Below are 13,385 nucleotides of genomic sequence, written 5' to 3' on the forward strand. Positions count from 1 at the left end.
GGTGGCAGCCTCGCCCATGCTCGGCTCGCCTCAGTGCTGTTCGTTGCGCAGGACGTAGCGCAGGAAGCCGCTGTGCGGGGTGTACCGGTCGTAGAGCGCCCGTGCCCGGTAGTTGTTCTCCTTGGTCTGCCAGTACAGCGTTGCCCAGCCGCGTGCCCTCGTCTCGGCCCACAGCCAGTCGATCAGCGCAGCACCGCATCCCTGGGCGCGGGCTGCCGGGTCGACGTACAGGTCCTGCAGGTAGCAGGACGGGGTGAGCGCGGACGTGTTCTCGTGCAGCAGGTAGTTCGCGATCCCGATGACGGTCCCCTCGGACTCCGCGACGACGGCGTGCACGGGCACGCCGTCGTCCAGGACGCGCGCCCACAGGTGCCAGGTGACGGCCTCGTCGGGCTCACGCTCGTAGAAGCGGGTGTACGCGTCCCACAGCTCCCGCCAGCGGCTCTCATCGGCCGGCCTGGCGGGTCGGATGACAAGGTTCATCGCATCTCCTCCGAGTGGGCGTCGGCCGGTGAGGACGTGATCTGGACGAGCAGCCGCCTGGCGTCGGCCAGGCGGCGGGCTGCCAGGGCGTCTCCCGGCCGGTCGAGTTCCGAGAACCGCTTTACGGCCTCCCGAGCCGCCTTCAGCGCCTGGTCGTCGCCCGCCCGGTGCCCGGCGTACGCCGCGGCGTAGCAGGCCAGCGCGAGCCCTTCGCCGCCCTTGACGGCCTTGGCCCGGTCCAGCCGCCGGAACTCCTCCAGCGCGGTGGCAGCGGCGGGGCAGCCGTCGAGGCCGCTGTCGGTCTGGGCCAGGGCGAGTGCCACGTTTGCCCAGCCCTGGGCCATCTCCCGCAGATCTGTAGGCTTCGGAGGGGCGCTCGAAGCCAGCTGGGCGGCGTGCGTGGCCATCGTGAGCGCCTCCGGAATCCGGTCGCCCCGGTGCAACGCCAGGCTGGTGCCGACGGCGTACAGGGCGCGGCTGACGAGGGCTTCGCCGTCGGGGTCGGCGGCGTCGCCGATGGCCACGGACTGTTCCAGGTGCGCGAGTGCGGTCTCGTCACGGCCGAGCCTGGCCAGCAGACGCCCCAGCGCGTAGAGGGACGTCGCATGTCGCAGGCTGTTCGGCCGGAGCCGGGCGATGAGGTCGGCGGACGCGGTCGCGGCGGTGAGGGCGGCATCGAGGCGTCCTGTGGCGAGCGCCTGGCCGGAGTGGTATCCGAGCAGGTCGGCGAGCGCCGCATCCGGGGTCGGTGGGCGGCGTCGGCGCAGCCAGGTGCCTTGGCGGAGGAGCAGCGCCAGCCCGTCCTCGGTGTGCCCGCTCATGATGAGCTTTTCCGCGCGAGCGATGCGCCACGCCTGCCGGCGGCGTGGAAGGTGACGCCGCAGCAGGCCGAGGAGGAGACAGAACACCAGGAAGGCGATGCAGACCAGGCCTGGTCCCATGAAGATCAGTTCGAAGAGATCCGCGCCGGAGGGCATGGGCTGGGAGCCTAGCCCGCTCCGGGGGTGTGCGGGGGACTACTGGTTCAGGGACTGGTAGGCGGCCTCGACGCGGGCTGCCATGCCGATCTCGGCGGAGGTGAGCGCACCGTTGTCACCGGCGCAGAGCTGGATCTGGGTGCGGCCGTCGAGGCGGCGGATGTGGGGGCGTACCCCGAAGGTGTCTGCGGCGACCGAGATGTGCTCGGTCAGGACGGCATGTTCGGTGTCGTCGAGGGGAAGGGTGCGCTTGAGGCAGTCGCCTTCGTGGACCCAGCCGCTGAGTTGGGAGAGTGCGTCGCTGATGTAGTCGCGTCGTCGGCCCCGTTTCCAGACCGCACCCATCCGCACCTCCGATACCTCCCACGCGGCGATATCGGCTTGTGGCCGAATCTTGTCCGCACCGACACTTCGGTGAGACCTATCCTGCCCTCTATCGCGGCGCGTGTCCACGCGAACAAAACCGACTTCCTGCACTTCACGGGACGGTGTGTGCAGCGCGGACTCGCTTGGTGACACCGCGTCCACCACGAAGCCGGTTTGTCTGGCACGCTGTCCGCCGTGCCTAACTTCTCCTCCGAGATCCGAATCATCGTCGGTGCTGCCATCATCGCCGACGGGCGCGTGCTGGCCTGTGAGCGTTCCGAACCGGCCGAGGTGGCCGGACGGTGGGAGTTTCCTGGCGGAAAGGTGGAGCCCGGTGAAACGGAGCACGACGCGCTCGTCCGCGAGTGCGAGGAGGAACTGGGCGTGACCGTCGAGGTCGGCGAGCGAGTCGGCCAGGACGTGATGCTCGGCCACGGCCGCGCGGTGCTCAAGGTGTACACGGCGCGGCTGGTCAAGGGCGTGCCGCAGCTGATCGAGCACGCCGAGCTGCGCTGGCTCGCCGCGCACGAGCTGCACACCGTGCCATGGCTGCCCGCCGACGCACCGATCGTCGCGGCCCTGCCGAAGTTCATGGGAGATGGGGCGTAGCTCACGCTACCTCGACAATTAAGGGCTGCCTTACCTAAGCTCCGTTTCCGTTGGCTGAACCCCTATGAAGCGGGCGGCCGGGGAGGCTCGTGGTGCACGGTGCGGTGAGGCGCGGCGGTGTCGTCGTGCTCGGCGTACTCGTGCTGCTGACCGCGGTCGCGGCGAGCTTGACCGTCGGCAGCCGGCACGTCCCCCTGGCCGAGGCGCTCGACGCGCTGCTGCACCCGGCGCCGACCGAGGCTGCGCTGATCGTCCGTGAGCTGCGGGTGCCGCGTACCCTCGTCGGGCTTGAGGTGGGCGCGGCGCTGGCGCTGGCCGGCGTGATCATGCAGGCGCTGACCCGCAACCCGCTCGCCGAGGCCCGGGTCCTGGGCATCTCCGCGGGCGCGGCGACCGGAGTCGTCTGCGCCATCGCGTTCGCCGGTGCGGCGAGCCTCGCCTCCTGGATCTGGTTCGGGCTGGCCGGGGCCGCGGTCGCCGGGGCGCTGGTGTTCATCGTCGCCGCCCGCACCCGGGACGGGTCCGGGCCGGTGAGCCTCGCGCTGTCCGGCGCGGCGATCGACGCCGGGCTCGGCGCGCTCATCTACGGCATCCTCAGCATCGACGCGGCCACCTTCGAGCAGTACCGCTTCTGGGTCGTCGGCTCGATCGCCGGGCGTACCCCCGCCATGGCCGCGCAGGTCGCGCCGTTCCTGCTGGCCGGGCTGGTGCTCGCCGCGGTCGCGGCGCGCGGCCTGGACGCGCTGGCGCTGGGCGACGACGTCGCCCGCGGCCTGGGCCACCGCATCCAGCGGGTACGCCTTGCCGCCGCCGTCGCCGCGATCGTGCTCACCGGCGCGGCCGTCGCGCTGGCCGGTCCGATCGCGTTCGTCGGCCTCGCCGTGCCGCACCTGGCCCGCGCGCTGGTCGGCACCGCACACCGCTGGGTGCTGCCGCTGTCGGCGCTGCTCGGCGCTGCCCTGGTGCTGTTCGCGGACGTGCTGGGCCGGATCATCACGCCGCCCGGCGAGGTCCCCGCCGGCGTGGTCACCGCGCTGGTCGGCGCGCCAGTGCTGCTCTGGCTGGTTCGCCGGGCTCGGGTGGTGACCGCGTGATCGCCTCGGTCGGTGCCGTGAGCTTCGTGTCGTCGCGTCGGACCCGGGTGGTGGCCCCGTGATCGTCTCCGTCGGGCCGGCGAGCTTCGTGCTGCCGCGCCGCACCCTGCTGGTCACGCTGGGGCTCGGCGTGGCGCTGGTGGCCGCGATGATCGCCGCGGTCAGCCTCGGCACGATGACCGTGCCACCGGCGGACGTGGTGCGCTCCCTGTTGACCGGCGGCACCGACTACGACCTCGTCGTACGCGAGCTGCGCTGGCCGCGCGTGGTGCTCGGGGCGGCCTGCGGGGCCGCGTTCGGGCTGGGCGGCGCGTTGATCCAGTCCGTGGCGCGCAACCCCCTGTCCAGCCCGGACGTCATCGGCGTGACCCAGGGCGCAGGGCTCGCGGCGACCATCGCGCTGACCTCCGGCATGGCGTACGAGCTGATCGCCCCCAGCGCCATGGCGGGCGGCCTGCTCGCGGCGGTCGTGGTGTTCGCCTTCGGCGCGCGCACCGGGTTCGCGGCCAACCGGTTCGTGCTGGCCGGGGTCGCGGTCGCGTTCGCGCTGCGGGCCGGCATCGAGGTGGTGATGTCGTCGGCGGAGACCATCGACGCGCTGCGCGCCCAGATCTGGCTCATCGGCTCGCTCAACGGCCGCGGCTACGAGGAGGCCGGCGCGATCGGCCTGGTGCTGCTGCTCGCCCTGCCGCTGCTGCTGTGGGCCACCAGGGCACTGCGGACCAGCGCCCTGGACGACGACACCGCCCGCGCCCTCGGGACTCGTCCGGCCGCCCGCCGGGTCGCGGTCGGGGCGCTGGGCGTGGTGCTCGCCGCGGCGGCGACCGCGCAGGTCGGCGCGGTGGACTTCGTCGCGCTGGTCGCGCCGCAGGTCGCCCGGCGGCTGTCCCGGGCCGAACGCCCGCCGCTGGCCGCGTCCGCGCTGGCCGGTGCGGCGCTGGTGGTCGCGGCCGACCTCGCCGCCCGGATGCTGCTCGCCCCGACCCAGCTGCCCGTCGGCGTGCTCACCGCCGGCATCGGCGGCCCCTACCTGGTCTACCTGCTCATCAGGAGGCGCCGATGAGGCTCGCCGGACAGGATCTCGTCGTCGGCTACGACGACCGGACCGTGCTCGACGGGTTGTCCGTCGACATCCCCAGTGGTCAGCTCACCGTCATCATCGGGCCGAACGCGTGCGGCAAGTCGACGCTGCTGCGTACCCTCGGCCGCCTGCTCAAGCCGCGCGGCGGCAGTGTGCTGCTCGACGGCGAAATGCTGCACGAACTCCCGCCGCGCCGGGTCGCGCAGCGCCTCGGCGTGCTGCCGCAGTCGCCGCTGGTGCCCGAGGGCGTCACCGTCGCCGACCTGGTCGCCCGCGGCCGCCAGCCGCATCAGCGCTGGTGGCAGCAGTGGTCCCCGGCCGACCAGGAGGCCGTCGCGGCGGCCCTGGCCGACGCGGACATCACCGAACTCGCCGACCGCCCCGTCGAGGCGCTGTCGGGCGGCCAGCGCCAGCGCGTCTGGATCGCCATGGCATTGGCCCAGCAGACCGAGGCGCTGCTGCTCGACGAGCCGACCACCTTCCTCGACGTCGCCCACCAGGTCGAGGTGCTCCGCCTGATGCGCCGCCTCCAGCAGGGCGGCCGCACCGTCGTAGCGGTCCTCCACGAGCTGAACCAGGCCGCCCGCTACGCCGACCACGTGATCGCCATGAAGTCCGGCCGCATCGTCGCTTCCGGCCCGCCCGCCGAAGTCATCACGACTGCCCTGATCACCGACGTCTTCTCCCTCGACTGCACCGTCGTCCCCTGCCCGGTCACCGCCACCCCACTGGTGATCCCCAACCCCTGACCCACCCCGACGATCTTGCGTGGACCGCGGGTACGACACGCGCCAAGCGGACATCTCGCCAACAGTCCGCGCAAGATCGTCGGGATCTCGGCGTGAGCCGGGAGGACTTCGCCGTGGAACGAGCGGCGGAGAGCACAGAGATCCAGGAAGGAAGTGGCGCTGTGAAGAGGCGTCTTGTTCTCGTGGCGGCGGTTGCTGCCGGGCTCGCGCTGGCGGGCTGCGGCACGGCGAAGGAGGACGCCGGCGACGGCGCGGCCACCGTCGAGGTCACCCACGCGATGGGCACCACGAAGGTCCCGGCCGCGCCCAAGCGCGTCGTGGTACTCGACACCGACAAGGTCGACACCGCGCTCACGCTGGGCGTCAAGCCCGTCGGCGCGGCCCGCGCCGGCGAGCTCACCGGCTGGCCGACGTACTTCGGCCCTGGCGCGACCGACGGCATCACCGAGGTCGGCGTGCTCGACGAGCCCGACCTCGAAGGCATCGCCGCGCTCAAGCCCGACCTGATCCTCGGCTCCAAGTTCCGCCAGGAGAAGTTCTACGCCGAACTCTCGAAGATCGCCCCTACGGTCTTCACCGAGAACGTCGGCAAGACCTGGAAGGCCAACTTCCTGCTCGACGGCAAGGCCCTCGGCAAGGAGCAGCAGGCCAAGGACCTGCTGGCGGCGTACGAGAAGCGCGCCAAGGAGGTCGGCGCAGCCATCCCCAACGCCGCCACCCTGAAGATCTCCCTGGTCCGCTTCATGCCCGACCACATCCGCATCTACGGCCCCGAATCATTCTCCGGCATCGTCCTCGGCGACACCGGCCTCGGCCGCCCCGACCGCCAGCTCCTGTCCGCCAAGGACGACAAGCGCTTCGACAAGGTCAGCGCCGAGCGCCTCACCGAAGTCGACGGCGACTTCATCTTCATCGCCGCCTACGGCGAAAAGTCCGCCACCGAGCAGGCCAAAATCACCGCCGGCCCCCTCTGGGCGACCCTCGGCGCGGTGAAGGCCGGCAAGACCCAGATCGTCGCCGACGAGACCTGGATGACCGGCATCGGCGTCACCGCCGCCAACAAAATCCTCGACGACCTCACGAGCCACCTGAAGTAGCCCCGGGAACGACGATCGCGGCGATCACCGTGGCCCGTGGGCCACAGGTGATCGCCGCGATCGTGTCTTCAGCGCTCGGGGTGGTAGTAGTTCAGCGTGGCCGGGTTGATGGGGAACGTGATGTCGTCGCCGAAGGGGGAGGCGGCAGCCGCCCGGTCGGAGAGCATTTCGTTCAGGTTCACGTGGCCGGAGGGGTTGACCTCTGACGGCTGGGGCGGCGTTAGTTCGCGGCCGAAGTCGACCGGGGCCTGGCCGTCGGTGACCGTCACGGGGCCGGCGTGCACGGTGGGGCCGGCGGGCACGGTGGCGGCCAGCTGGTCACGGCGGAGAATTTTGCGTCCGAATACCACCAGCGGATCATAGCGGCGATCCACGACCCGTTCCTTCATGGGGATGATGGCGTTGTCGGTGATCTTGATGTGTTCGGGGCAGACCTCGGTGCAGCACTTGGTGATGTTGCAGTAGCCCAGGCCCTGGGACTGCTGCGCGATCTCCTTGCGGTCGTGGCGGGCGTCGAGGGGATGCATGTCCAGCTCGGCGGCGCGGATGAACAGCCGCGGTCCGGAGAAGGCCGGCTTGTTCTCGTCGTGGTCGCGTACGACGTGGCAGGTGTTCTGGCACAGGAAGCACTCGATGCACTTGCGGAACTCCTGCGAGCGCTCCACGTCGATCTGCTGCATCCGGTACTCGCCGGGGGCCACGTCGGCGGGCGGCGCGAACGCGGGCATCTCCTGTGCCTTCTGGTAGTTGAAGGACACGTCGGTGACCAGGTCGCGGATGACCGGGAAGGTCCGCAGCGGGGTGACCGTGATGGTCTCGTCCTCCTCGAAGGTGGACATCCGGGTCATGCAACCGAGGCGGGGCATGCCGTTGATCTCCATCGAGCAGGAGCCGCACTTGCCGGCCTTGCAGTTCCAGCGGCAGGCCAGGTCGGGTTCCTGGGTGGCCTGCAGCCGGTGGATGACGTCGAGCACGACCTCACCCTCGTTGACCTCGACCTTGTAGTCGTTGAGCTGGCCGCCGGCCGCGTCCCCGCGCCACACCTTGAATTGCCGCACGGTCATGACAGCTCCTTGTCGGTCATGTACTTGGCCAGCTCGGACTTGTCGAACAGGGCGAGCAGGTCGGGGGTCATCGTGGGGATCGGCTGGTGGGTGAGGTCCACGTCGCCGGTGGGGGTGAGCGCGCAGACCAGGTTGACCTGCCGCCACTTCGAGTCCATCTTCGGGAAGTCCTCGCGGGTGTGGCCGCCGCGCGACTCCTCGCGCTCCAGCGCGGCCTTCGCGGTGCACTCCGACACGACCAGCATGTTGCGCAGGTCGAGGGCGAGGTGCCAGCCCGGGTTGTACCGGCGGCCGCCGGTCGCGCCGACCTTGCGGATGCGCTCCTTCAGCTCCGACAGGCGGGTCAGCGACTCCTGCAGCTCGCCCTTGCGGCGGATGATGCCGACCAGGTCGCCCATCACGTCCTGAAGGTCACTCTGCAGGGTGTACGGGTTCTCGCCGCCGTCGCGGGCCAGCGGGGTGAGCGCCTCCTCGACCGCCGCGGCGACCTGCTTGTCGTTCACCTTGGGCCGCTTGGCCAGGGTGTCGGTGTAGCTCGCCGCGTACTCGCCCGCGCGCTTGCCGAAGACCAGCAGGTCGGACAGGGAGTTGCCGCCGAGGCGGTTGGAGCCGTGCATGCCGCCGGACACCTCGCCGGCCGCGTAGAGGCCCAGCACGCCCGCGGACGCGGTGTCCGGGTCGACCTCGACGCCGCCCATCACGTAGTGGCAGGTCGGGCCGACCTCCATCGGCTGCGAGGTGATGTCGACGTCGGCCAGTTCCTTGAACTGGTGGTACATCGACGGCAGCTTCTTGAGGATCTCCGCGGCCGGGCGGCGCGAGGCGATGTCGAGGTAGACGCCGCCCGCCTTGGTGCCGCGACCGGCCTTGACCTCGGAGTTGATGGCACGGGCCACCTCGTCGCGAGGCAGCAGCTCGGGGGGACGCCGGTTGTTGTCCGGGTCGGTGTACCAGCGGTCGGCCTCCTCGGGCGTCTCCGCGTACTGCTTGCGGAACACGTCCGGGACGTACTCGAACATGAAGCGCTTGCCGTCGGAGTTCTTGAGGATGCCGCCGTCGCCGCGGACCGACTCGGTGACCAGGATGCCCCGCACCGATGGCGGCCACACCATGCCGGTCGGGTGGAACTGCAGGAACTCCATGTTGATCAGCTTCGCCCCGGCGCGCAGCGCCAGCGCGTGGCCGTCACCGGTGTACTCCCAGGAGTTCGAGGTGACCTTGTAGGAGCGGCCGACGCCGCCGGTGGCCAGCACCACGGCGGGGGCCTCGAACAGCACGAACTCGCCGGACTCGCGGTGGTAGCCGAACGCGCCCGCGATCCGCTTCTGACCGCCGGTCTCGTCGAGCAGCAGCTCGGTGATGGTGCACTCGGCGAACACGCGCAGCCGGGCGTCGTACGCGCCGTGCTGGGCCTTGTCCTCCTGCTGCAGCGAGACGATCTTCTGCTGCAGGGTGCGGATCAGTTCCAGGCCGGTGCGGTCGCCGACGTGGGCCAGGCGCGGGTACTCGTGGCCGCCGAAGTTGCGCTGCGAGATCTTGCCGTCCTTGGTCCGGTCGAAGAGCGCGCCGTACGTCTCCAGCTCCCAGATCCGCTCCGGCGCCTCCTTGGCGTGCAGCTCGGCCATCCGGTAGTTGTTCAGGAACTTGCCGCCGCGCATGGTGTCGCGGAAGTGGACCATCCAGTTGTCGTTCGGGTTGACGTTGCCCATCGCGGCGGCCGCGCCACCCTCGGCCATGACCGTGTGGGCCTTGCCGAACAGCGACTTCGAGATGATGGCGACCTTCTTGCCGGCCAGCCGGGCCTCGATCGCGGCGCGCAGACCCGCGCCGCCGGCGCCGATCACGACGACGTCGTACCAGTGCTTCTCAATGTTGATCATTTGTGCCACCTATCCCGGCTCAGCCGATGAACCGCAGGTCGTTCCACCAGCCGGCGGCGAGACCCATGATGTAGAAGTCGGTGAGGGCCAGCGTCGCCAGCGTGATCCAGGCCAGCCCCATGTGCCGGGCGTTCAGCTTGGACACCCAACCCCAGAGCGCATAGCGCACCGGGTGCTTGGAGAAGTGCTTGAGGCGGCCGCCGATGATGTGCCGGCAGGAGTGGCAGGAGGCGGTGTACGCCCACAGCATGATCACGTTGATCCACAGGATCACGTTGCCCAGGCCGAACCCGAAGCCGGTCGGAGAGTGCATGGCCAGGACGGCATCCCAGGTGTTGATGAGCGAGATCAGCACGGCGGCGTAGAAGGCGTACCGGTGCGCGTTCTGGAAGATGAGCGGGAACCGGGTCTCGCCGGAGTACTTCGTGTGCCCGTCGGGCACCGCGCAGGCCGGCGGCGACAGCCAGAACGATCGGTAGTACGCCTTGCGGTAGTAGTAGCAGGTCAGCCGGAAGAGCAGCAGGAACGGCAGGGACAGCGCCGCGAACGGGATCAGCGGGCTGTCCGGGATGAACCGTCCGAACTCGGCGGCGGCCGGGTCGCAGCCCAGCGAGACGCAGGGGGAGTAGAACGGGGTCAGGTAGTGGTACGCGTCGACCCAGTACAGCTTCTGCATGAACACCCGGAAGGTCGCGTACGCGACCCAGGCGGTGAGGCCAATGACCGTCAGCACCGGTGCGAGCCACCAGCGGTCGGTGCGCAACGTCTTGGCCTCGATCGCGGCGCGCGGTTTCGCGCCGGCCGGCCTCGTTGCCGTCGTCGTCATCTTCGTCGCTCCCTGAGATACGCAGTCGTGGGAACACGTGCGTGGATCAATCACGGACACGTTACGCCGAAAGATGTCGATCATGTGACTCGGGACACTGTGATGTGTCGCATCGCAGCCTTGTCGACTGCTGCCACCAGCGGTAATGCGGCCAAGATCGCTCGACTTGCCAGGCAGGTGTGCGAATGCGAGCGCAAGATACGCACAGGTGCCGGGCAAGTCGAGCGATCAAGGGGCGGGCGGGACGTCAGCCGCTGGCGTTGCCGGTGATGTTCCAGGAGGCCAGGTGCAGGGCCGGGGAGGTCCATGCGCCGAGGAAGACGCGCGACGGCTGGGGCACCGCCTCCGCGCCGACGCCGAGCACCGCGCCCGGCCCGAGGGCCTGGGGGTAGAGCTGGGTGAAGCGCATGTTGCGCACCGGGCGGGTCACCTCGCCGCCCTCGATCAGCCAGACGCCGTTGCGGGTCAGACCGGTGAGCGCCAGGGTGCGCGGGTCGAGGACCCGGGTGTACCAGAGATCGGTGATCAGCAGGCCGCGCCGCACCCGCGAGATCATCTCCTCGACGCCGCTACTGCCCGGGGCGAAGCCGAGGTTGTTCGGCATCGGACCCCAGGCCGGGCTGCCCCCGTGGCCGGTCGACGCGGTCCCGGCCGCCGCGGCGGTGCGCCGGTCGTGCGCCAGCGCCGTCGTGACGCCCTTCTCCACCAGGGCGAGCCGGGTGCGCGGGGTGCCCTCACCGTCGAACGGCTCGCGCGGGTCGTCGTACAGGCTGATCGCCTCGTCGAACTGTGCCGCGCCCAGCTCGGCGAACGAGCGCCGCTCCTGGACCGCCTTGGCGTTGAAGCCGAACAGCGAGAAGTTGGTGAGCAGGTCGGCCACGGCCTCCGGTTCGAGGACCACTTCGTAGTGGCCGGGCGGCAGTTCGACCGGGTCCGCCTGGGAGCGGGCCTTGGCCGCGGCGCGAGCGCCCTGAGCCGCCCCGTCGAGGTCGGACAGCCGCACGCTGGAGCGGCGGGCCACCCCGTCCGCGCCGTTCTCCCGCGCGATGCCGTCCAGCTCCGCGGTCGTGGCCTGTGCGGACAGCGCCTGACCCGCGGAGTTGCGGTAGACGCCGGACCAGTGGCCGGTCTGGCAGTAGCCGGCCGTCTCCAGGCCGCCCGCCGCGTCGACGAAGGCCCGCACCCTGGCCGCCCGGTCGTCGGGGGAGGCGTCGCGGGTCGCCTCGTCCACCGTGCCGGGCAGCACGAGCGGGGCCGGGGCGGCCAGGCCGGGCCAGCCGGGGTCGCGGGGAGCCGAGCGCACCGCGGCGGCCGTGCGCGCGACCAGCGAGGTCAGCCCTTCGGGGCCGGTCAGCGTGGTGGTCGTGCTGACGGTACGGCCGTCGAGGTGGGCGCGCAGCCGCACGGCGACGGTGTCCTCGGCGACGTTCTGGTGGATGCGCGAGTTGGCGAACCGGGTCAGCGCCCGGTGCACCGCGTCGGCGGTCACGTCGATCTCGGCCCCGGGCAGCGCCCGCTGGGCCAGCTCCAGCACCTGCTCGGCAGCGTTGGAAACGTTCACGCCCGCACCCCCACGCGCACGTTCTGGAAGCGGGCCGGCGCGGACGGGTGGCCGGTGTGGCCGACCTGGGTCGGCTGGCCCTTGCCGCAGTTCGGCGTGCCCCAGTACTCGATCTCGCTGGACAGCATGTCCATGGACTGCCAGAACTTCGGCCCGATCCCGGTGTACGTGGGATTGCGCAGCATCCGGCCCTTCTTCCCGTTCTTCACCTCGTACGCGATCTCGCAGCCGAACTGGAAGTTGAGCCGCTTGTCGTCGATGGACCAGGAGCGGTTGTTCTCCATGAACACCCCGTCGTCGGTCTCGGCGATGATCTGCTCCAGGGTGTGCGGGCCGGGTTCGAGGCCGACGTTGGTCATCCGCACCATGGGCAGCCGGGCCCAGCCGTCGGCCCGCACGCTGCCGCCGTAGTCGAGTCCGGCCAGTGCCGCCGAGTCCCGCCCGGCCAGCACGCCGACCCAGATCCCGTCCTTGACGGCGTACCGCTTGGCCGCCGGGGTGCCCTCGTCGTCGAAGCCGAAGCTGCCCAGCGCGCCGGGCAGGGTCGGGTCGATGGTGATGTTCATCAGCTCCGAGCCGTAGCGCAGCGAGCCGAGCTGGGCCAGGTCCAGCCAGGACGTGCCGGCGAAGGCGGCCTCCCAGCCGAGGATGCGGTCCAGCTCGATGGCGTGCCCGACGGACTCGTGGATCTGCAGGAACAGCTGCTCGCCGCCGAGGATCAGCGCGGTCTCGCCGCTCGGGCACAGCGGCGCGGTCAGCAGCGCGCGCGACTCGTCGGCCAGGCGCGGCGCGTGGGCGAGCAGGTCCAGGCCCTGGACGAGCTCCCAGCCGCGGGTGCCGTACTGGCCGCGGGCGGCCGGGTAGGAGCGCACCTGGGTCTCGCCCTCGCCGATCGCGGTGGCCTGGATGCCCGCGCCGCACTCGCGTACGTGCTGGTCGATGCGGTGGCCTTCGCTGGAGACGAACCACTTGCGGGTGTCCCAGATCTGGTAGACCCCGGTGGCCTGGTCCGCGCCGTGCTCGACCATCGTCTTGGTGGCGTGGGTGAGCAGGTCGCCCTTGTCGGACAGCGGCACGGCGAGCGGGTCGATCAGGCACTCGCTGGCCCAGGTCGCGCTGCCGACGGTGGTCGGCACCAGGTCCACGCCCGGCCCGGCGACGCGGGCGCTGGCCTTGGCGATGGCCGTGGCACGGGCGCCGGCGAGCCGGGCCGCGCTGTCGGACAGGTCCGGTACGGCGTAGAAGCCCCAGCTGGAGCCGACGAGCGCGCGTACGCCGAGGCCGGCGGACTCGTCCGAGTTCAGTTCCTCGACCTCGCCGTTGCGGGCCTCCATGGACTCGTAGCGCTTGTGCATCACCCGCGCGTCGGCGTAGCGCGCACCCGCGTCCAGCGCCGCCGCCACCGCCGCCTCCGCGACGTCGAAAAAGCTCATGATCGCCACCCTAGTCCGCGACTGACCGATCCGACGCCCCTGCGCCGTGATCGTCGGACTTGCCTGGCAATCGGGGGAATCATGGGCGCTCTTTCGCCCGTTTGCCAGGCAATTCGAGCGATCAATCCGATGGCGTTAGCCACTTGTTACTTAGCGCGTCTGGTG

13 protein-coding genes are annotated in these 13,385 nt (G+C 70.9%); 5 read left to right on the forward strand and 8 right to left on the reverse strand.

Features of this window, described 5'->3' with window-relative positions:
- Window positions 1-30: 30 nt before the first annotated feature.
- From AB0B35_RS04005 to AB0B35_RS04015, 3 genes are read right to left on the reverse strand one after another with little or no spacing between them, the layout of a single operon-like run.
- Window positions 31-483, reverse strand: a complete 453-nt coding sequence (locus AB0B35_RS04005; protein ID WP_361040385.1) for a GNAT family N-acetyltransferase — start codon at window positions 481-483, stop codon at window positions 31-33.
- Window positions 480-1,460, reverse strand: a complete 981-nt coding sequence (locus tag AB0B35_RS04010; RefSeq protein WP_361040387.1) for a tetratricopeptide repeat protein — start codon at window positions 1,458-1,460, stop codon at window positions 480-482. Before AB0B35_RS04010 ends, AB0B35_RS04005 begins: the two co-directional genes overlap by 4 nt.
- A 39-nt stretch (window positions 1,461-1,499) precedes the next feature.
- A complete protein-coding gene (locus AB0B35_RS04015; RefSeq protein ID WP_361040389.1) occupies window positions 1,500-1,805 on the reverse strand; it encodes a 4a-hydroxytetrahydrobiopterin dehydratase in 306 nt (101 codons plus the stop codon).
- A 216-nt stretch (window positions 1,806-2,021) separates the two neighbouring features.
- Between AB0B35_RS04015 and AB0B35_RS04020 the strand changes: the two genes are divergently transcribed.
- The 5 genes from AB0B35_RS04020 to AB0B35_RS04040 all read left to right on the forward strand — a co-directional run bounded on the left by AB0B35_RS04020 (window position 2,022) and on the right by AB0B35_RS04040 (window position 6,456).
- Window positions 2,022-2,435 (forward strand): (deoxy)nucleoside triphosphate pyrophosphohydrolase, encoded by a 414-nt coding sequence (locus AB0B35_RS04020; protein ID WP_361040392.1) that lies wholly within the window; start codon window positions 2,022-2,024, stop codon window positions 2,433-2,435.
- Between the two features lie 92 nt (window positions 2,436-2,527).
- A complete protein-coding gene (locus AB0B35_RS04025; protein ID WP_361040395.1) occupies window positions 2,528-3,529 on the forward strand; it encodes an iron ABC transporter permease in 1,002 nt (333 codons plus the stop codon).
- Window positions 3,530-3,587: 58 nt separating this feature from the next.
- Window positions 3,588-4,592: an iron ABC transporter permease gene (locus AB0B35_RS04030; protein ID WP_361040398.1), complete on the forward strand. Its 1,005-nt coding sequence runs from the start codon at window positions 3,588-3,590 to the stop codon at window positions 4,590-4,592.
- Complete coding sequence (locus AB0B35_RS04035; RefSeq protein WP_361040401.1) at window positions 4,589-5,359, forward strand: ABC transporter ATP-binding protein; 771 nt, start codon at window positions 4,589-4,591, stop codon at window positions 5,357-5,359. The genes AB0B35_RS04030 and AB0B35_RS04035 overlap by 4 nt, the downstream gene beginning before the upstream one ends.
- A 161-nt stretch (window positions 5,360-5,520) precedes the next feature.
- On the forward strand, window positions 5,521-6,456 hold the full coding sequence (locus AB0B35_RS04040) for an iron-siderophore ABC transporter substrate-binding protein (RefSeq protein ID WP_361040404.1): 936 nt from the start codon (window positions 5,521-5,523) through the stop codon (window positions 6,454-6,456).
- 68 nt (window positions 6,457-6,524) lie between these two features.
- On the opposite strand, the gene AB0B35_RS04045 is transcribed toward AB0B35_RS04040, so the two are convergent.
- The 5 genes from AB0B35_RS04045 to AB0B35_RS04065 all read right to left on the reverse strand — a co-directional run bounded on the left by AB0B35_RS04045 (window position 6,525) and on the right by AB0B35_RS04065 (window position 13,220).
- Window positions 6,525-7,520 (reverse strand): succinate dehydrogenase/fumarate reductase iron-sulfur subunit, encoded by a 996-nt coding sequence (locus AB0B35_RS04045; RefSeq protein WP_360521535.1) that lies wholly within the window; start codon window positions 7,518-7,520, stop codon window positions 6,525-6,527.
- Window positions 7,517-9,400: a fumarate reductase/succinate dehydrogenase flavoprotein subunit gene (locus AB0B35_RS04050; RefSeq protein ID WP_361040407.1), complete on the reverse strand. Its 1,884-nt coding sequence runs from the start codon at window positions 9,398-9,400 to the stop codon at window positions 7,517-7,519. The genes AB0B35_RS04045 and AB0B35_RS04050 overlap by 4 nt, the downstream gene beginning before the upstream one ends.
- A gap of 19 nt (window positions 9,401-9,419) precedes the next feature.
- Window positions 9,420-10,226, reverse strand: coding sequence for a hypothetical protein (locus AB0B35_RS04055; RefSeq protein WP_361040409.1), 807 nt, complete (start codon window positions 10,224-10,226; stop codon window positions 9,420-9,422).
- 247 nt (window positions 10,227-10,473) lie between these two features.
- Window positions 10,474-11,787 carry a metallopeptidase TldD-related protein gene (locus AB0B35_RS04060; protein ID WP_361040411.1) on the reverse strand — a complete coding sequence of 438 codons (1,314 nt, stop codon included), beginning with the start codon at window positions 11,785-11,787 and terminating at the stop codon, window positions 10,474-10,476.
- Complete coding sequence (locus tag AB0B35_RS04065; RefSeq protein WP_361040413.1) at window positions 11,784-13,220, reverse strand: TldD/PmbA family protein; 1,437 nt, start codon at window positions 13,218-13,220, stop codon at window positions 11,784-11,786. The genes AB0B35_RS04060 and AB0B35_RS04065 overlap by 4 nt, the downstream gene beginning before the upstream one ends.
- Window positions 13,221-13,385 lie beyond the last annotated feature (165 nt).

The organism is Catellatospora sp. NPDC049133 (assembly GCF_040648455.1).
GTDB classification, from domain to species: Bacteria; Actinomycetota; Actinomycetes; order Mycobacteriales; family Micromonosporaceae; genus Catellatospora; species Catellatospora aurea.